At 67.6% G+C, this 24370-nt stretch carries 24 protein-coding genes; 14 read left to right on the top strand and 10 right to left on the bottom strand.

All coding sequences use genetic code 11. From position 1 onward, the window contains the following. Positions 1 to 4 precede the first annotated feature (4 nt). From BDO18943_RS35755 to BDO18943_RS35735, 5 genes are all read left to right on the top strand, one after another. Positions 5 to 1234: an efflux RND transporter periplasmic adaptor subunit gene (locus BDO18943_RS35755; protein ID WP_175025924.1), complete on the top strand. Its 1230-nt coding sequence runs from the start codon at positions 5 to 7 to the stop codon at positions 1232 to 1234. Between the two features lie 5 nt (positions 1235 to 1239). Next, positions 1240 to 2766 carry an efflux transporter outer membrane subunit gene (locus tag BDO18943_RS35750; protein ID WP_175025939.1) on the top strand — a complete coding sequence of 509 codons (1527 nt, stop codon included), beginning with the start codon at positions 1240 to 1242 and terminating at the stop codon, positions 2764 to 2766. Positions 2767 to 2794: 28 nt separating this feature from the next. Then, positions 2795 to 3490 (top strand): heavy metal response regulator transcription factor, encoded by a 696-nt coding sequence (locus BDO18943_RS35745; protein WP_175025923.1) that lies wholly within the window; start codon positions 2795 to 2797, stop codon positions 3488 to 3490. Next, positions 3487 to 4926, top strand: a complete 1440-nt coding sequence (locus BDO18943_RS35740) for a heavy metal sensor histidine kinase (protein ID WP_175025922.1) — start codon at positions 3487 to 3489, stop codon at positions 4924 to 4926. Before BDO18943_RS35745 ends, BDO18943_RS35740 begins: the two co-directional genes overlap by 4 nt. Positions 4927 to 5028: 102 nt before the next feature. Then, complete coding sequence (locus BDO18943_RS35735) at positions 5029 to 5616, top strand: LysE family translocator (RefSeq protein WP_043183583.1); 588 nt, start codon at positions 5029 to 5031, stop codon at positions 5614 to 5616. 52 nt (positions 5617 to 5668) lie between these two features. On the opposite strand, the gene BDO18943_RS35730 is transcribed toward BDO18943_RS35735, so the two are convergent. Further along, positions 5669 to 6514, bottom strand: a complete 846-nt coding sequence (locus BDO18943_RS35730; RefSeq protein ID WP_175025921.1) for an AraC family transcriptional regulator — start codon at positions 6512 to 6514, stop codon at positions 5669 to 5671. A 255-nt stretch (positions 6515 to 6769) separates the two neighbouring features. After that, on the bottom strand, positions 6770 to 7327 hold the full coding sequence (locus BDO18943_RS35725; protein ID WP_175025920.1) for an inclusion body family protein: 558 nt from the start codon (positions 7325 to 7327) through the stop codon (positions 6770 to 6772). 362 nt (positions 7328 to 7689) lie between these two features. Between BDO18943_RS35725 and BDO18943_RS35720 the strand changes: the two genes are divergently transcribed. From BDO18943_RS35720 to BDO18943_RS35710, 3 genes are all read left to right on the top strand, one after another. Next, positions 7690 to 8244, top strand: a complete 555-nt coding sequence (locus tag BDO18943_RS35720) for an AidA/PixA family protein (protein WP_175025919.1) — start codon at positions 7690 to 7692, stop codon at positions 8242 to 8244. A 121-nt stretch (positions 8245 to 8365) separates the two neighbouring features. Further along, entirely contained in the window at positions 8366 to 8920 is a 555-nt protein-coding gene (locus BDO18943_RS35715; RefSeq protein ID WP_175025918.1) for an inclusion body family protein, read from the top strand. A 390-nt stretch (positions 8921 to 9310) separates the two neighbouring features. Next, positions 9311 to 10105 (top strand): SDR family NAD(P)-dependent oxidoreductase, encoded by a 795-nt coding sequence (locus BDO18943_RS35710; RefSeq protein WP_175025917.1) that lies wholly within the window; start codon positions 9311 to 9313, stop codon positions 10103 to 10105. A gap of 24 nt (positions 10106 to 10129) precedes the next feature. Here BDO18943_RS35710 and BDO18943_RS35705 read toward each other — a convergent pair whose 3' ends face one another. From BDO18943_RS35705 to BDO18943_RS35685, 5 genes are all read right to left on the bottom strand, one after another. Then, entirely contained in the window at positions 10130 to 10504 is a 375-nt protein-coding gene (locus tag BDO18943_RS35705) for a hypothetical protein (protein WP_089453060.1), read from the bottom strand. A 214-nt stretch (positions 10505 to 10718) separates the two neighbouring features. After that, positions 10719 to 11789 carry an AI-2E family transporter gene (locus BDO18943_RS35700; protein ID WP_175025916.1) on the bottom strand — a complete coding sequence of 357 codons (1071 nt, stop codon included), beginning with the start codon at positions 11787 to 11789 and terminating at the stop codon, positions 10719 to 10721. Positions 11790 to 11918: 129 nt separating this feature from the next. Then, positions 11919 to 13028: an NADH:flavin oxidoreductase/NADH oxidase gene (locus tag BDO18943_RS35695; RefSeq protein WP_011355338.1), complete on the bottom strand. Its 1110-nt coding sequence runs from the start codon at positions 13026 to 13028 to the stop codon at positions 11919 to 11921. A gap of 150 nt (positions 13029 to 13178) precedes the next feature. Continuing rightward, complete coding sequence (locus tag BDO18943_RS35690; RefSeq protein ID WP_043183571.1) at positions 13179 to 13865, bottom strand: type 1 glutamine amidotransferase domain-containing protein; 687 nt, start codon at positions 13863 to 13865, stop codon at positions 13179 to 13181. Positions 13866 to 14251: 386 nt separating this feature from the next. Then, on the bottom strand, positions 14252 to 15316 hold the full coding sequence (locus BDO18943_RS35685) for a substrate-binding domain-containing protein (RefSeq protein WP_175025938.1): 1065 nt from the start codon (positions 15314 to 15316) through the stop codon (positions 14252 to 14254). A gap of 153 nt (positions 15317 to 15469) precedes the next feature. Between BDO18943_RS35685 and BDO18943_RS35680 the strand changes: the two genes are divergently transcribed. Both BDO18943_RS35680 and BDO18943_RS35675 read left to right on the top strand, forming a co-directional pair. Further along, positions 15470 to 17068, top strand: a complete 1599-nt coding sequence (locus tag BDO18943_RS35680; RefSeq protein WP_175025915.1) for a glycoside hydrolase family 68 protein — start codon at positions 15470 to 15472, stop codon at positions 17066 to 17068. Between the two features lie 149 nt (positions 17069 to 17217). Continuing rightward, positions 17218 to 18855, top strand: coding sequence for a glycoside hydrolase family 32 protein (locus BDO18943_RS35675; RefSeq protein WP_175025914.1), 1638 nt, complete (start codon positions 17218 to 17220; stop codon positions 18853 to 18855). A 96-nt stretch (positions 18856 to 18951) separates the two neighbouring features. On the opposite strand, the gene BDO18943_RS35670 is transcribed toward BDO18943_RS35675, so the two are convergent. Continuing rightward, positions 18952 to 19701, bottom strand: a complete 750-nt coding sequence (locus tag BDO18943_RS35670) for an SDR family oxidoreductase (protein ID WP_175025913.1) — start codon at positions 19699 to 19701, stop codon at positions 18952 to 18954. A 151-nt stretch (positions 19702 to 19852) separates the two neighbouring features. After that, positions 19853 to 20770, bottom strand: coding sequence for a LysR family transcriptional regulator (locus tag BDO18943_RS35665; protein ID WP_175025912.1), 918 nt, complete (start codon positions 20768 to 20770; stop codon positions 19853 to 19855). Positions 20771 to 21026: 256 nt separating this feature from the next. Between BDO18943_RS35665 and pdxR the strand changes: the two genes are divergently transcribed. From pdxR to BDO18943_RS35650, 3 genes are all read left to right on the top strand, one after another. Next, entirely contained in the window at positions 21027 to 22511 is a 1485-nt protein-coding gene (pdxR, locus tag BDO18943_RS35660) for a MocR-like pyridoxine biosynthesis transcription factor PdxR (protein ID WP_175025911.1), read from the top strand. 94 nt (positions 22512 to 22605) lie between these two features. Next, a complete protein-coding gene (locus tag BDO18943_RS35655) occupies positions 22606 to 23043 on the top strand; it encodes a carboxymuconolactone decarboxylase family protein (protein WP_175025910.1) in 438 nt (145 codons plus the stop codon). A gap of 30 nt (positions 23044 to 23073) precedes the next feature. Continuing rightward, complete coding sequence (locus BDO18943_RS35650; RefSeq protein ID WP_321534238.1) at positions 23074 to 23499, top strand: helix-turn-helix domain-containing protein; 426 nt, start codon at positions 23074 to 23076, stop codon at positions 23497 to 23499. A gap of 50 nt (positions 23500 to 23549) precedes the next feature. Here BDO18943_RS35650 and BDO18943_RS35645 read toward each other — a convergent pair whose 3' ends face one another. After that, on the bottom strand, positions 23550 to 23693 hold the full coding sequence (locus BDO18943_RS35645; protein WP_175025908.1) for a hypothetical protein: 144 nt from the start codon (positions 23691 to 23693) through the stop codon (positions 23550 to 23552). On the opposite strand from BDO18943_RS35645, the gene BDO18943_RS35640 reads away from it, so the two are divergent. Beyond that, positions 23692 to 24370, top strand: a 679-nt coding sequence (locus BDO18943_RS35640) for a TetR/AcrR family transcriptional regulator (RefSeq protein ID WP_175025907.1), incomplete at its 3' end; no start/stop codon positions are given. The two genes, BDO18943_RS35645 and BDO18943_RS35640, sit on opposite strands and share 2 nt — an antisense overlap.

Raw genomic sequence — 24370 nt, 5'->3', positions numbered from 1 at the left:
ATTCATGGAAGAGAAACATCACAGCTCCGTCGGCATCCAGGTGGACGAACATGGCATGCACCTGCCGTCGCGCACGTCGGTGTCGCGACGCGGACGCATCGTCCTGATCGTGATCGGCGTGCTGCTGGCCGCCGGCGCCGCGCGCACGGTCGTCGTCAACGTGCTGAACCACAACCGGCTCGATGCGGTCGCCGAGCAGAACACGCGCCAGTACGTGACCGTCGTGCATCCGGTCGATGCGGCCACCGGCGGCAAGCTGACGCTGCCCGGCACGCTGCGCGGCTTCGTCGAGGCGCCGATCTACGCCCGCGCGAGCGGCTACGTGCTGCGCTGGCAGGCCGACATCGGCGCGCACGTGAAACAGGGGCAACTGCTCGCCGAACTCGACACGCCCGAGCTGAACCAGGAACTCGCGCAGGCCACCGCGCAGCGCCAGCAGGCGCAAGCCGCGCTCGCGCTCGCGAAGACGTCGTTCGACCGCGCGCAGCAACTGCGGCAGCGCGACGCCGTCTCGCAGCAGGAACTCGACGACCGGCAAGGCGCGTTCAACCAGGGCACCGCGAACCTCGCGGCGGCCGATGCGAACATGCGCCGCCTCACCGAGCTGAAAGGCTTCCAGCGGATCGTCGCGCCGATCGACGGGATCGTCACGCAGCGCAACGTCGATGTCGGCGATCTCGTCAGCTCCGGCAACGCGGGCCGCTCGCTGTTCACGGTCGTACAGGCGGACCGGCTGCGCCTCTACGTGCAGGTGCCGCAGGCGTACGCGCAGCAGGTGAAGGTCGACCAGCACGTGAGCGTCGCGCAGGCCGAGCTGCCGGGCCGGACCTTCGACGGGACGATCACGCGCACGTCCGAGGCGATCGACGTCGCGACGCGCTCGTTGCAGATCGAAATCACGCTGCCGAACCCGGACGGGCGGCTGCTGCCCGGCGCCTATGTGCAGGCGACGCTGCCGATGACGCCGGTCGGCCGCCTGCAGGTGCCGGCCAATACGTTGCTGTTCCGCGCCGAAGGCCCGACGGTCGCGACCGTCGACGCGAACGGCCAGGTGCGCCTGAAACCGGTGACGGTCGTGCGCACGATCGGGCAGACGCTCGAGATCGACGGCCCGCTCACGCCGAACGACCGCCTCGTCACGAACCCGAGCGACGCGCTCGCGAACGGCGATCAGGTGATCGTCTCGACGCCGGCCGCGAAGCCGGCCTCCGGCGCCGCGGAGGCGAAGTCGTGATCGCGATGCGCATCCGCCGGCGGCCCGCCGCCGCTGCCACGTCGGTCGCCACGGCCGTTGCGCTCGCGGCCGCGCTCGCCGGCTGCACGGTCGGCCCCGATTACAAGCGGCCCGACGTCGCCACGCCTGCCGCGTGGCGGCTCGATCCGGCCGATGCGTACTGGCATCCGGCCGCGCCGGCCCGCGCGCCGCTCGACCCGGCATGGTGGACCGCGTTCGGCGATCCGCAACTCGATGCGCTGGAAGCCGACGCGCTGCGCAACAACCAGAACCTGAAGGCGGTCGCTGCTCGCTACGACCAGGCGAAGGCGACGCTCGCGTCGGTCGCGTCGGCGCAGTATCCGGCCGTCGGCCTGAACGCGAGCGGCCAGCGCTTCAAGATCTCGTCCGACCGGCCGCAAACCAACTACGCGACGCAAAGCACGTCGACCGTGCAGAACGACATCCAGGTCGGCGCGAGCGTCAGCTACGAACTCGACCTGTTCGGTCGCGTGCGGCGCAGCGTCGAATCGGCGCAGGCGACCACCGAGCAGGCCCGCGACGATTTCGCGAACGCGCGCCTGGTGCTGACCGCCGATCTCGCGTCGAGCTATTTCGCGCTGCGCGAATTCGATACCGAGATCGACGTCGTCAAGCGCTCGATCGACCTGCAACAAAAGGCGCTCGACTACGTGAGCGCACGCCACGACCTCGGCGCGGTATCGGGCCTCGATCTGCTGCAACAGCGCGCGCAGCTCGACGCGACGCGCACGCAGGCGCAGTTGCTGCTCCAGCAGCGCGTGCAGGTCGAAACCGCGATCGCGACGCTGGTCGGCTCGCCGGCCCCCACCTTCTCGATCGCGCCGCGCGTCGTGCCGATCAACGCGCCGGCGCTGCCGACCGGCCTGCCGAGCGACGTGCTGCAACGGCGCCCCGATGTCGCGTCGGCCGAACGCGCGATGGCCGCCGCGAATGCGCAGATCGGCGTCGCGCGCGCCGCGTATTTCCCGCGCATCATGCTGTCGCCCGATATCGGCTGGGACGCGACGCGCTTCGCGGGCCTGTTCACCGTGCCGGCGTTGCTGTGGTCGGTCGGCGGGTCGCTCAGCCAGCCGCTGTTCGAAGGTGGCAAGCTGAAGGCCGGCGTCGATTTCGCGCAGGCCGGCTACGTCGCCGCGCAGGCCAGCTACCGGCAGACCGTGCTCACCGCGTTCCAGGAGGTGCAGAATGCGGTCACGGGATTGTCGGTGCTCGCCGAGGCGGCGCAGCAGGCGTCCGCCGCCGTCGACGACGCACGCAAGCTCGTGTCGCTCGCGCAGGATCGCTACGCGGGCGGCCTGACGCCGTTCATCGACGTGCTGACGGCCGAACAGCAGTTGCTGACGAGCGAGCGGCAGGCCGTGCAGATCCAGGGCCAGCGCGCGGCGCTCGTCGTGTTTCTCGCGAAGGCGCTCGGCGGCGGCTGGGATGGCCACGCTGCGGGCGGCCCCGTGCCGGCCGAGGTCGCCACGGCGGCTCCGGCCGCTCCGGCACCAGCGCACCCGAGCCCTTAACCGGATTACCCGGACAACGGATTCGAACATGAAAGTCCTGATCGTCGAAGACGAACCGAAAGTCGTCGAATACCTGAAGAGCGGCCTGACCGAAGAAGGCTGGGTCGTCGACACCGCGTTCGACGGCGAAGACGGCGCATGGAAAGCCGTCGAATTCGACTACGACGTGGTCGTGCTCGACGTGATGCTGCCGAAGCTCGACGGCTTCGGCGTGCTGCGCGCGTTGCGCGCCCAGAAGCAGACGCCCGTCATCATGCTGACCGCGCGCGACCGCGTCGACGACCGCGTGCGCGGGCTGCGCGGCGGCGCCGACGACTACCTGACGAAACCGTTCTCGTTTCTTGAACTGATCGAACGGCTGCGCGCACTGACGCGCCGCGCGCGCGTGCAGGAATCGACGCTGATCTCGATCGGCGACCTGCGGGTCGACCTGATCGGCCGCCGCGCGAGCCGCGACGGCACGCGCCTCGACCTGACCGCGCAGGAATTCCAGCTGCTCGGCGTGCTCGCGCGGCGCAGCGGCGAAGTGCTGTCGAAGACGACCATCGCCGAACTCGTGTGGGACGTGAACTTCGACAGCAACGCGAACGTCGTCGAGACGGCCATCAAGCGCCTGCGCGCGAAACTTGACGGCCCGTTCGCGGACAAGCTGCTGCACACGATCCGCGGCATGGGCTACGTGCTCGAAGCGCGCGAGGACGGCGACGGCGAGAGGCCCGCATGAAACGCTCGATCGTCCGGCGGCTGTCGGCGATGTTCGGCATCGTGTCGCTGCTCGTCTTCACGCTGGTGGGCTGCGGGCTGTTCGTGATGATGAAACGCCAGTTGTTCGCCGAACTGCGCGCGACGCTCGACACGCGCACCAAGGTCGCCGAGATGATCGTGTCGCATGCGCTCACGCCCCAGCGCGGGCGTCTCATGCAGGAAAAGCTTGCCGACCTCGAACCGCCCGACGGCTCGACGCGCTACCAGGTCGACAGCCCGAATCCGGACTTCCGCTTCGGCACACCCGTCGACGGCGTGCCCGTCGGCGCGCCGTTCGGCGCATTCCAGCGTTACGCGCTGAATCACAGCACCTACGACGTGATGACGAAGACCGTCACGGTGGCCGGTGCCGGCGAGCGGCCGACGCTGAAGCTGATCGTCGCCAGTTCGTGCGAGCGCACGCAGCGGATGCTGCGCCGCTTCGGCTGGACACTCGCCGGGCTGATCACGATCGCGACGATCATTGCGCTGCTGCTGAGCCGCGCGGTCGCCCGCTTCGGGCTCGCGCCGCTCGACCGGCTGTCGCAGGACGCCTCGGCGATCAGCCTCGCGAACCGCCGCCAGCGGCTGCAGACCGACGCGCTGCCGGCCGAGCTGCGCGACCTCGCCACCTCGTTCAACGGTGCGCTCGACCGAATCCAGCAAACCTACGCGCGGCTCGAAGCATTCAACGCGGACGTTGCGCACGAGCTGCGCACGCCGATCAGCATCCTGATCGGCCAGACCCAGGTCGCGCTGACCAGCCGCGACCGCACGGTCGAGCGGATGCAGCAGACGCTGCAGTCGAACCTCGAGGAATTCGAGCGGCTGCGCGTGATCATCAACGACATGCTGTTCCTGTCGCGCAGCGACCGCGGCGAACGCGCGACCGACCTGAAGGACGTGTCGCTCGCCGACGAGGTGCGGCGCATGCTCGACTTCCTCGAAATCCCGCTCGACGAGGCGCAGTTGCGCGCCGAGTTGCACGGCGATGCGCGCGCGGCCGTCGATCCGTCGCTGTTCCGCCGCGCGATGACGAACCTGCTGATCAACGCGATCCAGCATTCGGCGCCGGGCGCGACGGTCAGCGTGACGATCGTGCGGCGCGACACGCTCGTCGAGATGTCCGTCGCGAACCCCGGCGAGCCGATCGACCCCGTCCGGCGCTCGCACGTGTTCGAGCGCTTCTACCGGCTCGAGGAAGCCCGTGCGAACAGCAAGGAGAACCACGGGCTCGGGCTGTCGATCGTCAAGGCCGTCGCCGAGATGCACGGCGGCAGCGTATTCGTCGCATGTTCTGGCGGCATCAACACGTTCGGGTTCTCGGTCTCGACGCAACCCTGTGCCGGCGGCCCGCTGCGCCCGGCCGACCTGCGCGATACCCGGCCGGCGCACGCGCCGCGCGCCCTGCACTGACGGCGGCCGCGCGCCGCCGCCGAGGGGAGTTTTCTTCAATACGGGCCGGTGCGGCTCCCGTAGTCTCGATGCGACTTTCGATCTTTCGCATGGAGATATCCAATGAGCATGCTGGTTTCGATGGCCGCGTTCGCGCTCGCCTCGTCGATCACCCCCGGCCCCGTCAACATCGTCGCGCTCAGTGCGGGCGCGCGCCACGGCCTCGGCGCGAGCCTGCGCTACGCGGCCGGCGCGACGCTCGGCTTCGTCGCGCTGTTCCTGCTGATCGGCCTCGGGCTGCACGAGGCGCTCGCGCGCTGGCCCGTGCTGACGACCGCCACGCAGTGGTCGGGCATCGCGTTCCTGCTGTATATGGCGCTGCGACTCGCGCTCGATGACGGCCGGCTGTCGGCCGACCCGGACGTGGCCGGCCCGTCGGCCGCGTCCGGCGCGGCGCTGCAGTGGCTGAATCCGAAGGCATGGCTCGCGTGCGTGGCCGCGATGGGCGCGTATGCGGCCGACGGCGACCGCGCGCTGGTCTGGCAGTTCGCCGCGCTGTATCTCGTGATCTGCTTCGCGTCGATCGCGTGCTGGGGGTATGCAGGCGCGTCGCTGCAGCACCGGCTCGCGAACGCGCGGCGCATGCGCGTGTTCAACCGGCTGATGGCGCTGCTGCTGGCCGGCAGCGCGCTTTATCTGCTCGACATCTGACGCAGGGCGTGTCGGGAACGGGCGGCGGCCAGCGGCCGGCGTGGCCCGCCGTTCAGTTCGTCGCGCTGCGGTATTGCCCGGGTGTCGCGGCCGCGATCCGCCGGAACGCGCGCTGGAAATGCGCCTGGTCGGCAAAGCCCGCGTCGAGCGCGACGTCGGCGATCGGCCGGCCGCGGCGCAGCTCCGTGCGGCCGTACTGCACGCGGCGATCGATCAGGAACGCATGCGGCGTCATCCCGTAGCGCGCGTTGAACGCGCGGATCAGGTACGACGGCGACAAATCGGCCGCCGCGCAGATCGCATCGAGCGTGACGCCCTCACGGCAATGCGCGGCGATGTAGTCGGCCGCGCGTGCGAGCCTCGCGTTGTCGTCCCCGGCGCGCGGGTCGGGCAGCTCGCGATCGAGCGCGCCGTGCAGCGCCGTGAAGAACTCGACCGCCGCGCTCTCCTTGCCGAGCGGATCGATGCCGGGCGCGACGAGCGTGCGGTAGAAACCGCCAAATTGCGCGAACAGGTCGTGCCGCTCGGTCAACTTCGGCGAAAAGCCGTGAAAATCGCTGTTCGGATCTCGGCCGAGCGAGTGCTGCAGCCGCGCGAGCCACGGCACGTCGACATAGACCATCCGGTATGCCCACGCGTCGGGGCCGTACGGATTGCACGCATGCACCTGTTCCGGATCGATGATCACCAGCACGCCGCGCCCGACGTGTTCGTTCGTCGCGCCGTTCAGGTAGGTGCTGGTGCCGCCGACGATCGCGCCCACCGAAAACGTGTCGTGCGTGTGCTTCGCGTAGCAGATCGCGCGCCCGTCGTCGACGGTGCGCGCCTCGATGAACGGCAACGCGGCATCACGCCAGAACGGCGACGGTACGGCGGATCGGTTGGCAATACGGCTCACGCGGCGGGCTCCCGGTTCGAACGACGAACGCTCACCGTACAAGACTGTGCGGCGCCGTGCAACCGCGCTCGCCCGGCGCGGCGCGGCGCCTGGCTGAATTGTCGTGCCCACGACAATGATCGTGGGCACGATCCTGCCCCGCCGACTTCCGACACGAGCGGCGGAGGATGTCCCGCTTACGCTGAAACGGCGCGCGTCCTGCCCCTGCTTGCACGCGTTTGCGCCTGCTCGGGAGCTGAAGCCGACAGAAGCGGGTCAGGCCGGAACGACGATCTTCGGATCCCACCAGTAGTAGCCGAACAGTTCCTGGTTTTGCCCGCCGACGAGCTTGTAAAGAGCGAAGCAAACGCCGAAATATTCCGTGCCGCTTTTCCGGACCGACGAGTCGAAAGTCGCGAACGTGAGTTGTTTCTTCAGCGGCGGGAGGCCATTGCGGGTCCCCGAATCCGGGTTGGGTTCCACCGCGCCATTGCGGACGACCGTGTTGCAGACGAACGGATTGAATACCTCATCGCCTTGATAGCGCGGGATGTTGTAGATGATCACGGCATCGTCGGAGTTGTCGTAGATCGACACGCCGGTAAACTGGACGCGGTCACCCGGGTATGCGGTGATTTCCAGGTCGGCCGTACCCTGCCCCTTGATGCCACGCGCGCCGGTGCAAATCAGGAACTGGCCATTGTGGGCGATGCCGGTCGGCTTGGTCTGATCCTGGCTCGGGTTCGGATACGTCTTCTTGACCCATTCCGTATCGATCACCGCGATGATGTTGATGTCCTGTGCGCTCGATGCAAGAGTGACTTCAGTAGCCATGGTTAATCTCCATTCACTAAGCGTTATGAATTTGAATCCGACGACGCGTCATTAGCGCGTCAAGATCAATATCATTCCCTTTGAGCGCCAAAATCAATTACAACCGATTACGCGGTGACGAGCATTTTTCATCACATGCAGCAACCTGAAATACCGACCGGGAAAATCCATAAAAATCAATTACAATCGATTACACGGCAATATCACCCATCCCGACCACAAAAATCAACCTACATTAAAATAAATCCCCCATCAAACCTGACAGGTATTAAAGCGAATATAAATGAACAATACTGGCGAAGCGCATCGCCGATGCGCCACGCGCACCGAACGGGCAATTGGCCCACCACGGAGGCACTCCAATGAAAGTCGATCCGAATGGCATCAATCTGGAAAAATCCGCTCAATTCATTCAAATTCTTGCAGCTATCGACACGAATTACATAAAGAGAAGCTATCCCAATCCGAGCCTGAACGCGCAGAACCCGACTGGCATCGCCAGCAATGCGTTGTTCATGCTCAACGGCCACACGCCCGGCGTGAGCAGTTCGGAAGGAACCGGTAATCTGAGCCTGAAATTGAATGTTGGCGACAAGGTATCCCTGATGGGGACGTCGCTGTCCGACAATTCGGGAGACGCCGCGCTGATTTACCACGTCCAGCAATACTCGGGCGCTCAGGTGTTCGGTCCGTTTGCCGCGGTGACCATCGAACAGGCTGGCGCGGCGAGTGCTGCCGAAACGCCCGACATCATCGCGACCTCGGCGCAATCGCAGGTCTTCCAGGCATTCGAATCCGTCGCAAAATCCTCCGGATCCGAGCGCCTCGCAACGTCTTTTGCGCTTTATACGCGCAGCCAAAACAAGAAAGCCTTGTTCGGCTACTTCTTCTGGGTCTGGCAAGCCTCCGCTGCTTGAGGCAAGCGCCCCGACAACTCGCTCCGAAGCCATACGGGAGCGATTCAAGCCGGCAGGTTTTGCGCGGCGCCCTAGAGGGTGCCGCCCCTTTTCCGCGATAAAACCAGAATGGAGCACCCACATGACAGCCGATCTTGGAAGCCTCACTCGCGACACGACCGCGCAGCAAATCGACGTCCTGGCCGTAATCGACACGGAATATATCAAGCAGAGGTACCCGCGTCCGAGCAAGCAGCCCGAGTTACCGATCGCCATCGATCATCGCGCCGTGCGCTTGCTTTACACCGGCGCGCGGGGCGCGTCGATCGGAAATGACCCGGCAGCCCCCGTTCTGACGCTGCATCCGGGCGACACGGTTTCACTCAGGGCCGTTTCCCTCTATGAAAACGCGGAAGACTCGGTGCTGATTTATCAGGTTTCGCACCTGTTCGGCCAGCAAGTCTTCAACCAGTTTTCGCAGGACTTCCTTGATGTGAATGCCGTACAACTGAACCCCGAAACGCGCGACGGCCTGCCGCCGCTGACGAAACCGCAAACGTTCGTCAGCATCGGCGCCAAGGCAAGAGAAAGCGGGATAGAAACGCTTGGCGCCTGCTTCGGGCTCTATACGCTGGAAAGAAGTACCCAGGAGCTGTTCGGATACTACTGGTGGGACTGGTTCGTCACGTGCTCCTGATGCTCGCGTTCCGTCGTTGAAGGTTCGCCCGTTCTGCGGGCAACGGTCGCGAGAGATGCTGGCGGCATGCACGACATCCGCCAGGATCGGCTGTTGCGCCGATCCTGGCGGGCCGGATATCGACAGGCTGCTATCGCAGCCGGCGAATACGTCATCGATCGGGTACCCCGCGCGTGAATCACGCGCGCTCGCGCTCGGTTGAGCCGAGCCGACAGCGATCTCGCGCGTCCGCAATACACGGCAGCACTTCACTTCGCCCCCCGGAATTTCCGCGTGACTGCCGCCGACGCGCTCGCGGCATGGCCTACTGACCGGAATTTGCCTAAGCTTAGAATTCCGTCCGCCGCGGCACGCGCGGCGGCTCCCGTTCACTCTTCCCCAGCCACGCTCATGCAGATCGATCTGAAAGGCAAGACCGCTGTAGTCACCGCTTCCACCGCCGGTATCGGGCTCGCGATTGCCGAAGGGCTGGCGCGTGCCGGCGCGCGCGTCGTCGTCAACGGCCGCAGCGACGCGTCGGTGCAGTCCGCGCTCGCGCACCTGCGCGCGGCCGTCCCTGATGCGGGCTTCGACGGCATCGCCGCCGACCTGTCCGATGCCGCCGGCGCCGCGCGCATCACGCAGCACACGCCCGCGGCCGACATCCTCGTCAACAACGCGGGCATCTACGGCCTGAAGGCGTTCTTCGATATCGACGACGCCGAGTGGGACCACTATTTCCAGACCAATGTGATGTCCGGCGTGCGCCTCGCGCGGCATTACCTGAAGGGGATGATCGAACGCAATGCCGGCCGGATCGTGTTCATTTCGTCGGAATCGGGCCTGAACATCCCGGTCGACATGATTCATTACGGATTCACGAAAACCGCGCAGCTGTCGATCGCACGCGGCCTCGCGAAGCTCGCGGCCGGCACGAACGTGACGGTCAATTCGGTGCTGCCGGGGCCGACGATGTCGGAAGGTGTGCGCGCGATGCTGAAGGCGCAGGCCGACGAAACAGGCCGCAGCATCGACGACGTCGCGGTGGAGTTCGTGCGCACGCAGCGCGCGACGTCGATCATCCAGCGACCGGCGCTGCCCGAGGAAATCGCGAACCTGGTCGTGTACGTGTGCTCGCCGCTGGCGTCGGCGACGACGGGCGCCGCGCTGCGCGCGGACGGCGGCGTACTCGACACGATCGCGTAATGGCGGTCGGGCACGGCCGCCGCGCTAGCGCGAAGCGGCCTTGCCCGGCGCGAGCGTGCCCTTGCGGTCGGCGTTCATGCAGGAATCGAAGCCGTGTTGCGTGACGACGCCGGCCCGGTCGAACACGACGAAATACTCGCGGTGATCGTTGCCGTGCTCGATGAAGTAGTTGTAGCAGACGCCGCTGCCGTTGCGGACCATCCAGACGCTGCGCGGATTGCCGCCGGCGCGGACGACATCGGCGCGCGTCGCGCCATGCCGCGACGCGGCCCGCGCGAGCGGCGTGCGCGAGTACGAGAATGGCAGCCACGAGTCGAACCACGCGCAACCGTGCAACATCAGGCAGCCGGCGGCCAGGGACAGCGTCGCTGCGGGACGGGACATCGTAATCAATCGCATGCTTGGTGAAATCTGCTGCGCCATGCCGGCGTGATCGAAAGCGCCATGCTACTAGACCTTTGGGTCCGGATCGAAAAGAAATGTAGAGAACTTTATCCGGATCGCTGCAATGCAGGCTTCGGCACCAGCCGGATCGTCGCCCGTGGCGGCGGCCGATGCGCGCTTGATCGCGCATCCGTGCCGCCGCGTCATGCGGCCGCCCCGGCACACATCGTCATGCAATCCATTCGGCCCACAGCATCGTCAGCACCGTCATCAGCGCGGGGCCGACGAACAGCCCGATCAGGCCGAACGTCTCGGCGCCGCCGAGGATGCCGAACAGCACGAGCAGGAACGGCAGCCGCGCGGAGCTGCCGATCAGCACGGGCCGCACGAAGTGCTCGGCGATGAACACGACGACGAACCCGAGCACGGCCACCACGATGGCCCACATGGTCGCCCCCTGGACGAACAGCCACAGCGCCGCGCCGCAGAACACGACCGGCGCGCAGAACGGCAGCATCGCGGCGATCGCCGTGACGAGGCCGAGCAGCGCCGCATGCGGGACGCCGGCCAGCGCATACGCGATGCCGAGCAGCGCGCCCTCGCCGAGCCCGACGACGACGAGCCCCGTCACCGTGCCGAACACGGCCGCGACCATCCGCTCGATCAGCTCCGCGCCGCTGCGCCCGAACGCGCGCCGCGCGCCCTGCAGCAAGGCACCCGACAGCTTGTGGCCGGCGCGCAGGATCACGAACAGCGTGACGAGCATGAAGCCGAACTCGAGCAGCCCGTGCGCAAGCTTCGTGCCGAACTGACGGCCGAACGCGATGAATTTCTCGCTGTTGACGCCGTGCATCGCGCTGGCCGCATGCAGCGGATGGCCGAGATTGGCCTGCCACCACTCGGTGACCTGCGCCGCGCCGTAAGGCAGCCGGCCGACCACGTCCGGCACCGGGATGCCGTTGTCCTGGATCGTGCGCAGCCACTCGCGCAGGTCATGCGCCTGCCCGATCGCCTGGGTCGCCGCGACGGCCACCGGCAGCACGACCAGCAACGAGATCGCCGCCGTGATGACGAGCGCGATGAGCGTCGGGCGGTTGCGGAACAGTAGGTGCGATTCGAAGCGCTTCAGCATCGGCCACATCGCGATGGCGATCACGCAGGCCCAGGCGATGGCGGGAATGAAATCGCGGATCACCCACAGCGCGATGACCAGCAGCGCCGCATACAGCACGGCGCGGGAAATCTGCTGCGCGCGCGGCCGCGCGGCGGGATCGTGAGACGACGGGACATGTGCGCCCATGGCACCTCTGTCGAAATGAAAAAAATGGCGGTTCGCGCCGGCAACCAGCCGGCGCGAACCGCCATTCTATCCATCGGCGCCAGATCGGCGGCGCATCTGATGCGCACGCCGCCCCGGCGACACACCCGTTCAGGCCACCTTGTCGGCGGTCCGGTAACGCTCGAGCCAGTGCGCGTACGGCGCGGGCAGCGTCCACGACGGACGCTCGACGCCGAGCTGCTTGGCCGCGTAGTACGGCCAGTGCGGGTCGGCCAGATGCGCGCGGCCGACCATCACGAGATCGAGCTGCTCTTCCGCCACCACGCGGTTCGCCAGTTGCGGCGTGTCGATCCCCCACGCGGACGACACCGGCAGCCCGGCCTCGCGGCGCACGCGCTCGGCGATCGGCGCAAGGAACGCCGGGCCCCACGGAATCTGCGCGTCCGGCGTCGAGAAACCGACCGACACGCTCAGCATGTCGAGCCCTTCCTGCTTCAGCCGCTGCGTGAGCGCGATCGACTCGGCGAGCGTCTCTTCGTCACGGCCGTCGTATTCGATCACGCCGAAACGTGCGGTCAGCGGCAGATGCTCGGGCCACACCTTGCGGACGGCCGCCAGCGTTTCGACGAGGAAGCGGCCGCGGTTCTCGGCCGAACCGCCGTATTCGTCGTCACGCTGGTTCGCATGCACCGAGAAGAAGCTCTGGCCGAGATAGCCGTGCGCGAAGTGCAGTTCGAGCCATTCGAAGCCCAGGTCGCGCGCGCGCTTCGCCGACGCAACGAAGTCGGCCTGCACGCGTGCGATGTCGTCGCGCGTCATCGCGCGCGGCGTCTTCGGCAAGTGTGCGCCAAACGGCACGGCCGACGGTGCGATGGTCTGCCAGCCGCGCGGATCGCCGTCGGCGATATGGTCGTCGCCTTCCCACGGGCGGTTCGCGCTCGCCTTGCGGCCCGCGTGCGCGATCTGGATGCCGGGCACCGCGCCGGCCGCCTTGATCGCCGCGACCGACGGCGCGAACGCTTCGGCCTGCGCATCGTTCCACAGCCCCGCGCAGCCCGGCGTGATGCGCCCTTCCGGCGACACGGCCGTCGCCTCGGCGATCACGAGGCCCGCGCCGCCACGCGCGATGCCGGCCAGATGCACGTGATGCCAATCGTTGACGACGCCGTCCTCGGCGACGTACTGGCACATCGGCGGCACCGCGATGCGGTTGCGCAGCGTGACATCCTTAAGTTTGAACGGTTCGAACAGGGCAGACATCCACGACTCCTTTGCTTGGTTCTGCAAAACGACTGGAAACGCGTCGCGCAATGCGCACGACGGAACGATTCGGGCCGTCGACGGGCCGGCTAGCGCCCGGCGACGGATACGGGATGGCGCCGGCCCGGCCGGCGCCATCGGCTTAGTGGCTTAGCGGTGGCCGAGCTGCGCAAGCAGCGCTTCTGCGGCCGGCTCCGACGATGCGGGGTTCTGCCCCGTGATCAGCAGCCCGTCGGTGACGACATGCGGCGCCCAGTCGGCGCTGCGCTCGAATTGCGCGCCGTTGGTCTTCAGCATGTCCTCGACGAGGAACGGCACGACTTCCGTCAGTTCGACGGCCGCTTCCTCGCTGTTGGTGAAACCCGTCGCGCGCTTGCCGCGCACGACCGATTCGCCGGTCTGCGGGTTCTTCACATGACGCAGCACGCCCGGCGCGTGGCACACGGCCGCGACCGGCTTGCCGGCCGCCAGCGCGCGCTCGATCAGGCCGATCGAATGCAGATCCTCGGCGAGATCCCACAGCGGGCCATGGCCGCCCGGGTAAAACACGGCGTCGTAGTCGTCCACGGACACGTCGGCCAGCTTGCGCGTCGAAGCCAGCTCGGCCTTGGCCGCCGCATCGGCCTCGAAGCGGCGCGTCGCGTCGGTCTGGGCGGCCGGATCGTTGCTTTTCGGGTCGAGCGGCGGCTGGCCGCCCTTCGGCGACGCGAGCGTCAGCTCGACGCCCGCATCCTTGAACGCGTAGTACGGCGCGGCCAGTTCCTCGAGCCAGAAGCCGGTCTTCTTGCCAGTGTCGCCGAGCGTGTCGTGCGAGGTCAGGACAACCAGAATCTTCATGATCGGACACTCCTTCGAAAATGGACGGGAACGGGGCCGCCCAACCGGACAATCCGGTCGGCGCGGCACGCCTGTCGGTTAGTCAGCTGTGACGCGTCAACGTGCGACCCGCGTATCCGAATGTGGCATGCACCTATTAGACCAGTCGTCTAGAACAATTCAAAATAAAACGACGGCGTCTCGCTGCACCATCAGCATCGCAGCGCGAAATGGCATTTTCGCGTCTTTGTTGCATATGCCACGGACGTCGCCGCATTCACGAGGACGGATGATAGCCCCTGATTAGACCGGTCGTCTAGAAAACGGGCAATCGCCCCTGCCGTCGTCGTGGGCTTTGCGGCGAGGCGCGATCCGCGAGCGTTCGTGGTCGCTCGCGCCCCTCGCCTTTACCGCGCCGGCTGGCCGCGCAACGGACCGTCCGTGTCGCCCGCCTCGATTACCGGCGCTTCGAGCCGCTGCTCGCGAACACCATCCCCCAGCAGCCGCAGCATCAGTTCCGCGAGCGAGCGCCCCGATGCATGACCGGTCGGCTGCACGACCGCCGTCACGCGATGCGGATGCGCGATGTCCGGCGGCACGCCGTCGTAGACGATCAGCGACATGTCCTCGCCCAGCCGCAGCCCGCTGCCCATGAGCGCCCGAAACGCGCCGCCGCCCACGATATTGTTGTCGACCAGCAGCGCCGTCGGCCGCTCGGCACCTGCCAGCAGCGCCCGCACCGCCTGCAACCCGCCGTCGTGCGTAAACGGGCACTCGACGAGCAGCGCCGGATCTGGCTCGATGCCGGCTTCGTGCAGAGCCGACAGATAGCCTGCCCGGCGCTGCGCGGCGAAATTCAGGTCGAGCGGCGCGCTGATCATCGCAATGCGCCGATGCCCGAACGCCGTCAGGCGGCGCACCGCGTCCCGCGCGCCGGCCTCGTTGTCGAAATCGAACCACGCATACGGCTCGGCTACCTGCGTCCGGCCGTAGGCCACGTACGGAAACGCGCTCGCCTGCAGGTACGCGATGCGCGGATCGTCGACCAGCGTGCGCGCGACGATCAGGCCGTCGACGAGCTTGCCGTCGACGATGCGCCGATAGGTGTCCAGTTCCGCGTTCGGTCGCGCCGACGCGATGATGAAATCGAGATTGCGTTCCGCGAGCCGCTCGGTGATGCCCGCGACGACTTCGCCGAAGCGCGGATCGCCGAGATCGCCCGCACCGAACGGATAGACGATCCCGATCACGTCCGCGCGCCCGGTCGCGAGCCGGCGCGCGGTCGGGTCCGCCACATAGCCCATTTCCCGGGCAGCCCGCGCCACGCGTTCGCGCGTCGCCTCGCTGACGTCGTCGTAACCGTTCAGCGCGCGGCTGACCGTCGTCCGCGACAGCCCGAGCGCGTCCGATAGCGCCTTCAGATTCACCTTCACCGTCACCGTGTTCCTCGCATTCGATGCGCCGTGCGGCATGCCGATGGTCGGCAATTGTTTCCGCTCGGTAGTGATTACCGTCAAATAATTATCTTTTGACGTCCAAACCGGTTTGAAATAGCATCCAAACCGGTTTGGACATCGATGCCCACTCAGCCGTTCACTTTCACTTTCCCTGGAAACGACGACGAGATGACATACTTTCCCCTTTTCCGCCCGACGGCGGCCCAACGTTTGTTCCTCGCTGGCGGCGCACTCGCCGCCTTCGCGTCCGTCGCGCATGCGCAGTCCGGCGGCACCGGCGCGCCCATGCCCACGCCGCATACGCAGCAGGCCTACGATCCCGAAGGCAACTTCACGATGCGCTGGACGCGGGCGGACATCCGCCAGATCGTCGCGCAGTCGCACACCGCCGGCGCCGACAAGAACTCGCTACCGCAAGCGCTGACGATGCCGGACATCCCGCAGGATTTCCCGCTGATCAACTCGAACGTGTGGGTGTGGGACACGTGGCCGCTGGCCGACCTGCGCGCGAACCAGCTCAGCTACAAGGGCTGGGAGGTGATCTTCTCGCTCACCGCCGATCCGCATGCGGGCTATACGTTTGACGACCGTCACGTCCATGCGCGCATCGGCTTCTTCTACCGTCGCGCGGGCATCCCCGCGTCGCAGCGCCCCGCAAACGGCGGCTGGACCTGGGGCGGCCACCTGTTCCCGGACGGCGCCAGTGTCAAGGTGTTCGGCACCGCGCCGATGACCAACAACGCCGAATGGTCCGGCTCGGCGCGCCTCACGCACGGCGACAACGTCAGCCTCTACTACACCGCGACGTCGTTCAACCGCTCGGCGCCCGGCGGCGCAGACATCACGCCGCCGCAGGCGATCATCACGCGTGCCGACGGCCACATCCACGCCGACGACAAGCACGTGTGGTTCAGCGGCTTCGACGATCACAAGGCGCTGCTGCAACCGGACGGCAACTACTACCAGACCGGCCAGCAGAACACGTACTTCTCGTTCCGCGATCCGTTCGTGTTCACCGATCCCGCGCACCCGGGCAAGACCTACATGGTCTTCGAGGGCAACACGGGCGGCCCGCGCGGCGCGCGCACCTGCACCCAAGCCGATCTCGGCTACGCGCCGAACGATCCGTACAAGGAAGATCTCAATGCGGTGATGAATTCAGGCGCAGTGTATCAAAAGGCCAATGTCGGCCTGGCGATCGCGACGAACCCGCAATTGACCGAGTGGAAGTTCTTGCCGCCGCTCCTGTCGGCGAACTGCGTCGACGACCAGACCGAGCGCCCGCAGATCTACCTGAAGGACGGCAAGTACTACCTGTTCACGATCAGCCACCGCACGACGATGGCGGCCGGCGTCGACGGTCCGGACGGCGTGTACGGCTTCGTCGGCAACGGCATCCGCAGCGACTTCCTGCCGCTGAACGGCGGCAGCGGCCTCGTGCTCGGCAACCCGACCGACTTCTCCGCGCCGGCCGGCGCGCCGTATTCGCAGGATCCGAACCAGAACCCGCGCGAATTCCAGTCGTATTCGCACTACGTGATGCCGGGCGGCCTCGTCGAGTCGTTCATCGATGCGATCGGCGCGCGTCGCGGCGGCACGCTCGCGCCGACGGTGAAGGTCAACATCAACGGAGCATCGACGGCGGTCGATCGCGCCTATGGACGCGGCGGGCTCGGCGGCTACGGCGACATTCCGGCGAACCTGCCCGCGACCGGCGCCGGCTCCAACGGCGGCAACAGCCAGGGCAGTCAGGATAACCAACAATAACGAGCGCTGTTAAAGGCCCGGGGTTCGGGAGGCGCATATCGCGCGTGTCGCGTGCGCGCCTCCTCTTTTTTCATCCATTGCGCACGCCACGGCTGAAAGCGGCATGCGCCCTCCTTTCCCGCTTTGCATGGCGGAGTACGGCCCCCCGCATGATATCGACGTCTTTCCGCTTTTCCGTCCGGCTCGCCCGGTTGCTACTCGCCTGCGTGGCCTGCACCCAGGTCGCCGCCGCACCTTGCCACGCACCGGCCGGCAACGACACGCCGCAATGGCGGCCCGCGCTTCACTACACGCCGCAGCGCAACTGGATGAACGATCCGAACGGGCTCGTCTACGACAACGGCCGCTATCACCTGTTCTATCAATACAATCCGCTCGGCAACGAATGGGGCAACATGTCCTGGGGCCATGCGACGAGCACCGATCTTGTTCATTGGCGCGAGCAGCCGGTCGCGATGCGCGCGAACGCGACGGAGGAAATTTTCTCCGGCTCGATCGTCGCCGACACGCTCAATACGTCCGGCCTGGGCAAGCCGGGCCAAACGCCGCTCGTCGCGCTTTATACGAGCGTGTACAAACCGGGCTCCGGCCACGCGTCGGGCACCCAGGCGCAGTCGCTCGCGTACAGCCTCGATCAAGGCACGACCTGGCAGCCGTACGCACACAATCCGGTGCTGACGCTCGATCCGGAATCGAAGCAATTTCGCGATCCGAAAGTGTCGTGGTATGCGCCGGGCGGCTACTGGCTGATGACGACGATCGTCGCCGACGCGCACGTCGTGAAGCTCTATCGTTCCGACGACCTGATCCACTGGAATTTCCTGAGCGACTTCACGCGGCCGGGCGTGCCGCACGACGGCACGCTGTGGGAAATGCCCGACCTCGTGCCGCTGCCGCTCGACGGCGACCCCGCACGCACCCGGTGGGTCATGATCGTCAATGTCAACCCGTGGTCGATCGCCGGCGGCTCCGGCGCCATGTACTTCGTCGGCAACTTCGACGGCCGCACGTTTACGCCGGATCGCGTCGCAGCCGCCGGCTCCGACCCCGCGCAATTCCGCTGGGTCGACCATGGCGCGGACTTCTACGCAGCCGGCACCTTTTCGGGCGCGCCCGGCTCACGGCCGGTCGCGATCGCGTGGATGAGCAACTGGGACTACGCGGCGAAAGTGCCGACCACGCCGTGGCGCGGCGCGACAACCCTGCCGCGCGAACTGTCGCTGAAAACGATCGACGGCGAACCGACGCTCGTCGTCGCACCGGCCGCCGCATTCGATGCATGGGCGGACGGCAGACCTGCCGTACACGAAGGCGACCTCACGGTCGACTCCACGACACGCGCGCTGTCGGCCGCGACGCGCGGCGTCGTCCAGCGCATCACGGTCACGATCGCGCCGCAGCACGCGGCACGTGCGGGCCTGATCGTCCGGCGGTCGGCGGATGGCTCGGTCGGCACCCGGATCGTGTACGACACGGCGAAGCGCACGCTGACGCTCGATCGTTCGATGTCCGGCGAAACCCGTTTCGCCGACACGTTCAGCCGCGAGCACATCGTGAACCTGCCGCTCGATCATGGGCAGTTGCGGCTCGAGATCGTCGTCGATCGCGGCTCGGTCGAAGTGTTCGCGAACGGCGGCCGCGTGGCGCTCACCGACCTGATCTTCCCGCCAGTCGACGCGGATCGCGTCGCTGTGTTTGCCGAGCAAGGCCGCGCGACGTTCTCCGGGCTCACGGTGACGCAGCTCGAAGCCGGCGGCGACAGGCATGGCGCCTGTGTGGCGCGATAGATGCGCTGTGCGGACGGCCATCGGCCCTGCATGTGACGAGGGCTGTCCGCCCGGCATGACGCCGATCGGTTGCAGCCCCCGCCGGGGCCCCATCGCTCAGAGCAGCCCCATCCCGCCCGACGCGATGATCTCCGCGCCGACGATGAACGCGGATTCCGGCGCGCTCAGGTGCAGCACCGTCGACGCGATTTCATCCGGCGTACCGAAACGGCCGACCGGCACGAGGCCCTTGATCTTGTCGGCCGTTTCGTCGAGCGTGGCCGCATCGAGCCCGAGCTTGCCGTAGAGCGGCGTCTGCACGGGCCCGGGGCTCACGACGTTCACGCGCACGCCGTTCGGCAGCAGTTCCGCCGACAGCGTCTTCGCAAACGAATTGACGGCCGCCTTGCTGGCCGCGTACACCGACGAGCCGGGCATCCCGATGTGCGCGTTGATCGAGCCGTTGATCACGATCGATGCGCCGCGGTTCAGCAGCGGCACCAGCGACTGGATCTGGAAATACGCGCCCTTCACATTGGTGTTGAACACGAGATCCCACATGGCCTCGTCGCTGTCGGCGAACGGGGCGAGTTTCGCGACGCCCGCGTTGATGAACACGGCGTCGAGCCGCGCCCCCGCCGACGCGACCGCATCGGCCAGCGCGCGGGCCGACGCGACGCTGCCGGCCTCGTTGCGGATCGCGAGCGCACCTGCGCCGAGCGTTTGCCGCGCGGCCTCGAGCGTCTGCGCATCGCGCCCGGTGATGATGACGCGCGCGCCTTCGGCCGCGAATGCCTTGGCGGCCGCCAGGCCGATGCCGCTGTTACCACCCGTGACGAGGACCGTCTTTCCTTCGAAGCGTTGCATGATGTTCTCCTGTGAACCGGTGAGTTGACCGTGAACACAGGATGCGCGCGGCGCCCGGCCTTGCCGTACGACGTGTGCGACGAACATGTGCGAAATCGTCGAACGTGTTTGGGCGGGCCGGTTCGATTGGCCCGTGCCGTTCCGCGCCGCGTCAGCCCGCCACGTCGATGCCGTCGAGCAGGCGCTGCGCGAGCCGCGGTTCGCGCAATTGCTCGAGCCACCATTGCAGCGCGCGGCCGTCCCGGTCGCCGTGCCACGCGACATACAGCAGGTTCGGCTCGCGCGGATCGGCCGTCGGTTTTTCCACGAGTTCGCCACGCGCGAGCAACGACGCCACGCGCCGGCGCGGCACCCAGCCGACGCCGAGCCCGTCGCGCTGCGCGAGGATCTTCGCGCGCATCGACGGCACCGCGAGCACGGCTTGCCCGCCGAGCAGGCCATACGCACGGCCCGCCACACGCCGCGACGAGTCGGCGACGACGACCGCGCGGTGCGCGCCGATCGCGTCCCGCGTCAGCGCGCCGCTCGCGGCGGCCAGCGGATGGCGTGGCGACACCGCGAACACCCACTCCATCGCGCCCAGCTCGAACCACTTGAAGCCGGGGATCGCCGGCGGCTCGTTGGTCGCGCCGATCACCAGGTCCGCGCGGCCGTCGCGCAGCGCTTCCCAGGTGCCGCCGAGCACTTCGTGCGTGAAACGCAACGACACGCCCGAGTCGAGCGCATCGAACGCGCGGACGACCGGCAGCAGCGTGTCGAACTCCAGCACCTCGTCGCTGACGATCCACAGCCGGTCTTCCCAGCCGCTCGCGACCTGCCGCACGCGCTGCGTCAGCCGCGCGACGTCCAGCGCCAGCCGTGCCGCCTCGTCGGTCAGCAACTGTCCGGCCGGCGTGAGCTGCAGCCGGTAGCCGCGCCGGTCGAACAGCAGCGCGTCGAAGCGCGTTTCGAGCTGGCGCGCCGCGTGCGACACCGTCGACGGCGCCTTGCCGAGCCGCGCCGCCGCGCGCGACAGGCTGCCGGTGGCACGGATCGCGTCGAGCAGCGCAAGTTCGTCTTCGGACAGCATGGGCTCGCTCCGGTGTGGGGTTGTCGTGGATCGTAAGGCAGCGGCCAGCCGAGGTCCAATCCGGCGACGCGGGCAGCGGATGCCGGTCGCCAGGTTGCGCCGCCCGGTCGTTCGGCCGGACGCCCCTGCTTCTTTGCCCGTGGGCGCCCCGTACAGGCGTCCCGCCCAGCCGCCATGCAGCCCGCACCCCGCTGCGGCGTTCGACTTCCGGTATGCTGGACCATACGAAATCACGGCAATCGAGGTAACCACCGCGATGGACATCGCCATCCGCATCGAAGGCCGTCACGACCTGACGGGGCAAATCTTCCGGCAACTGCGCACCGCGATCGTCGACGGGCGGCTCACCGGCGGCGCACGGTTGCCGTCGACGCGCGACCTCGCGAAACAGCTCGGCGTCTCGCGCAAGACGACGCTCGACGCGTTCGAGCGTCTCGTCGCGGAGGGCTACCTGAATACGCGCGCGGGCGACGGCACGTTCGTCGCCGACGGCCTCGCGCGCGTGCCGCAAGCCGCGGCCATGTCGGCGCCGTCGCTCGTCGAGGACACGCCGCGCGTCGACGCGGTCGATGCGCGCGCGCTGTGGGACGAGCTGCCCGACGCGCTCGCGATGCCCACGCCGCAGGATTCGCCCGGCTTCGACTTCCGCGGCGGCGTGACCGACAAGGCGCTGTTCCCGTTCGACGCGTGGCGGCGCTGCCTGCATCACGCGCTGCGCCAGCAGATGCGCGGCCCCGCCCAGTACCACGACCCGGCCGGCGATCCGCAGTTGCGCGGCGCGATCGCGCGCTACGTCGCGTTCAGCCGCGCGGTTGCGTGCGGCTGGGACGACGTGCTCGTCACGCAAGGCGCGCAACAGGCGCTCGACCTGATTGCCCGTGTCGTCGTGCGGCCCGGTGACGTGGTCGCGGTAGAGGATCCCGGCTATCCGCCCGCGCGCGCCGCGTTCGCGTCGCTCGGCGCGACGGTGATCGGCGTGCCGGTCGACGCGCACGGCCTCGTCACGGAACGGCTGCCCGACGACGCGCGCCTCGTTTACGTGACGCCGTCGCATCAGTTCCCGCTGGGGATGCCCATGACGCTGGACCGGCGCGTCGCGCTGCTCGAATGGGCGCAGCGCCGCCGCGCGGTGATCATCGAGGACGATTACGACGGCGAGATCCGCTTCGAGGGCCGGCCGGTGGAATCGCTGAAGAGCCTCGACCGCACGGGCCTCGTCGCGTATGTCGGCACGTTCTCGAAGACGATCTTTCCCGAACTGCGAATCGGCTACGCAATTCCGCCGCGCGCACTGCGCGGCGCGCTGGCCAAGGCGAAGCAGATCGTCGACTGGCATACCTGCACGCTGACGCAGGCGGCGCTTGCGCGCTTCATGCTCGAAGGCGATTTCGCACGGCACCTGAAGCGCGTGCAGAAGCACTACGATGCGCGCCGCAAGATGCTGATCGCGCATCTGCGCGGCGAACTCGCGCCGTGGTTCGACGCGATCGTGCCGACGGCCGGCATCCACCTCGCCGCCTACCTGAAACCGGGGCCCGACGAAGCGGCGCTGGTCCGCGCGGCCCGCGCGCAGGACATCGGCCTGTACGGCATCTCGGCGTTCCACGTCGGCGTGCCGGTCCGGGCGGGGCTGCTGTTCGGCTATGGCGGGATCGACGCGCTGCGCATCGACACGGCGCTCGCGAAGCTGGCCGACGTGCTGGGTTCGGGCAACCTCGCCGGCTCGGCACTGGTTACCTGAATTTCCCGGAAATTGGTGATTTAAGCAGGCCAGCACGCATCTTAAAGTGGGTCCTGTCGCGCCACCGTGCGCTCCCACCGAACAAGGACCTGCCATGCAACCGCGCCTGAACTTCTATGCCGCCAGCCCGAATGCGATCAAGGTGATGCGCAACGCCGAGGAATTCCTCGCGAAGTGCTCGATCGAGAAGCCGCTCGCCGAACTCGTCCGCCTGCGTGCGTCCCAGATCAACGGCTGCGCGTTCTGCGTCGACATGCACACGACCGACGCGCGCAAGGGTGGCGAAACCGACCGCCGCCTGGCCACCGTCGTCACGTGGCGCGAGACGCCGTTCTTCACCGAGCGCGAACGCGCAGCGCTGGAATGGACCGAGGCGCTGACGCTGGTCGCCAGCAATCACGTGCCCGACGCCGTCTGGGAAGCCGTGAAGCCGCACTTCACCGACGAGGAACTGTTCGACCTGTCGATGCTGATCGCGACGATCAACTCGTGGAACCGTTTCGCAATCGCGTTCCGCAAGATGCCCGAGTAAGGACACGACGATGACGTACGCTACGCCGCGCTGCGGGAGCGCGCCCGAAGCTACATCGAGCAACACCTGACCGACCCCGGTCTGTGTCCGGACGCGATCTGCAAGGCGATCGGCGTGTCGCGCCCGAAGCTGTACCGGCTGTTCCAGCCGGACGGCGGCGTGATGAAGCTCGTGCAGCGCACCCGGCTCGTGCGGATCCGGAACATGCTCGCGGATCCGGCCCGCCCGCGAACCCGCATCGCGGATCTCGCATGGCGCTACGGATTCGCCAGCGACAAGCACTTCAGCCAGTCTTTCAAGGCCGAATTCGGGCACAGCCCGCGGGAAACGATCGAACAGTCCCCTCGGCGTTCCGACGAAGCTTCGTTGGCCCCGGTGGCAGCCGCACCGCGTCGCGCGCTGGCAGACCCGACGTTCAGCGAGTGGATCGTCAAGGGCAACCGGCGCGCGGCCTGAGCGCGCGACAGCTGCGTTCGCGCGCGTTGCTTGTTCCGTAGCCGCTTCCTTCATTCGAACGCCGCGTTGCGGTGCACGACCGTCGCGACACCACGCCCGTCCGCGCCGCGATTCGAGCCGCACCTGATCCAGGTCAATGGCAGCGAAAACCCCTCCTTGAAATTAACTAACTCATCAATTAGCGTCGATTTCATGAACGCGAAATCCACCGTCGCCAGGCCGCGCGGGCGCCGCCCGTCGGTCGACGATTTCGACCTGCGCGACCACATGCTCGACGTCGCGATGCAGCTGTTCGCCGAGCGCGGCATCGCCGCGACGACCGTCGCACAAATCGCCGCCGCCGCCGGCGTCACGTCGGCGATGGTTCACTACTACTTCACGAATCGCGAGCAGTTGCTCGACGCGATCGTCGAGGAACGGCTCGCGCAGGCCATCGCGTTCGTGTGGCGACCGACCGAGCCGCAGATCGAAAACGACCCGTTCGCGCTCGTCGCCGAACTCGTCGACCGCTTCTTCGACGTCACGCACCGCATGCCGTGGCTGCCGTCGATCTGGCTGCGCGAGATCATCCATGAAGGCGGGCTGCTGCGCGAGCGGATGGTCCGCCGCATTCCGCTCGAACACGTCGGACGCTTCGCCGAACGCATCCGCGGCGCGCAGCAGGCCGGTACGCTGAACCCAGCGCTCGAACCCGCGTTCCTGTTCCACTCGATCATCGCGCTGGTGATGCTGCCGCTCGCGACCGCGAAACTGTGGCAAAGCGCGCGCGGCGGCCTGCCGCCGATCGACCGCGACGTGCTGCACCGCCATGTCCGCGCGCTGCTCGGTTCGGGCATGCAGCCGCCGGCCGCCGCGCCCCGCGCGCGGGCCC

It is taken from the genome of Burkholderia aenigmatica, assembly GCF_902499175.1.
Lineage (GTDB): Bacteria > Pseudomonadota > Gammaproteobacteria > Burkholderiales > Burkholderiaceae > Burkholderia > Burkholderia aenigmatica.
This window is presented reverse-complemented; position numbering and strand designations above follow the sequence as displayed.

What these genes read in the sequence shown, in the direction of transcription:
- BDO18943_RS35755 (WP_175025924.1), top strand. Translation starts at nt 5, where the DNA reads ATGGAAGAGAAACATCACAGCTCCGTCGGCATCCAGGTGGACGAACAT.
- BDO18943_RS35750 (WP_175025939.1), top strand. Translation starts at nt 1,240, where the DNA reads ATGCGCATCCGCCGGCGGCCCGCCGCCGCTGCCACGTCGGTCGCCACG.
- BDO18943_RS35745 (WP_175025923.1), top strand. Translation starts at nt 2,795, where the DNA reads ATGAAAGTCCTGATCGTCGAAGACGAACCGAAAGTCGTCGAATACCTG.
- BDO18943_RS35740 (WP_175025922.1), top strand. Translation starts at nt 3,487, where the DNA reads ATGAAACGCTCGATCGTCCGGCGGCTGTCGGCGATGTTCGGCATCGTG.
- BDO18943_RS35735 (WP_043183583.1), top strand. Translation starts at nt 5,029, where the DNA reads ATGAGCATGCTGGTTTCGATGGCCGCGTTCGCGCTCGCCTCGTCGATC.
- BDO18943_RS35725 (WP_175025920.1), bottom strand. Translation starts at nt 7,327, where the DNA reads ATGGCTACTGAAGTCACTCTTGCATCGAGCGCACAGGACATCAACATC.
- BDO18943_RS35720 (WP_175025919.1), top strand. Translation starts at nt 7,690, where the DNA reads ATGAAAGTCGATCCGAATGGCATCAATCTGGAAAAATCCGCTCAATTC.
- BDO18943_RS35715 (WP_175025918.1), top strand. Translation starts at nt 8,366, where the DNA reads ATGACAGCCGATCTTGGAAGCCTCACTCGCGACACGACCGCGCAGCAA.
- BDO18943_RS35710 (WP_175025917.1), top strand. Translation starts at nt 9,311, where the DNA reads ATGCAGATCGATCTGAAAGGCAAGACCGCTGTAGTCACCGCTTCCACC.
- BDO18943_RS35705 (WP_089453060.1), bottom strand. Translation starts at nt 10,504, where the DNA reads ATGCGATTGATTACGATGTCCCGTCCCGCAGCGACGCTGTCCCTGGCC.
- BDO18943_RS35700 (WP_175025916.1), bottom strand. Translation starts at nt 11,789, where the DNA reads ATGGGCGCACATGTCCCGTCGTCTCACGATCCCGCCGCGCGGCCGCGC.
- BDO18943_RS35695 (WP_011355338.1), bottom strand. Translation starts at nt 13,028, where the DNA reads ATGTCTGCCCTGTTCGAACCGTTCAAACTTAAGGATGTCACGCTGCGC.
- BDO18943_RS35690 (WP_043183571.1), bottom strand. Translation starts at nt 13,865, where the DNA reads ATGAAGATTCTGGTTGTCCTGACCTCGCACGACACGCTCGGCGACACT.
- BDO18943_RS35685 (WP_175025938.1), bottom strand. Translation starts at nt 15,316, where the DNA reads ATGCCGCACGGCGCATCGAATGCGAGGAACACGGTGACGGTGAAGGTG.
- BDO18943_RS35680 (WP_175025915.1), top strand. Translation starts at nt 15,470, where the DNA reads ATGACATACTTTCCCCTTTTCCGCCCGACGGCGGCCCAACGTTTGTTC.
- BDO18943_RS35675 (WP_175025914.1), top strand. Translation starts at nt 17,218, where the DNA reads ATGATATCGACGTCTTTCCGCTTTTCCGTCCGGCTCGCCCGGTTGCTA.
- BDO18943_RS35670 (WP_175025913.1), bottom strand. Translation starts at nt 19,701, where the DNA reads ATGCAACGCTTCGAAGGAAAGACGGTCCTCGTCACGGGTGGTAACAGC.
- BDO18943_RS35665 (WP_175025912.1), bottom strand. Translation starts at nt 20,770, where the DNA reads ATGCTGTCCGAAGACGAACTTGCGCTGCTCGACGCGATCCGTGCCACC.
- pdxR (WP_175025911.1), top strand. Translation starts at nt 21,027, where the DNA reads ATGGACATCGCCATCCGCATCGAAGGCCGTCACGACCTGACGGGGCAA.
- BDO18943_RS35655 (WP_175025910.1), top strand. Translation starts at nt 22,606, where the DNA reads ATGCAACCGCGCCTGAACTTCTATGCCGCCAGCCCGAATGCGATCAAG.
- BDO18943_RS35645 (WP_175025908.1), bottom strand. Translation starts at nt 23,693, where the DNA reads ATGAAATCGACGCTAATTGATGAGTTAGTTAATTTCAAGGAGGGGTTT.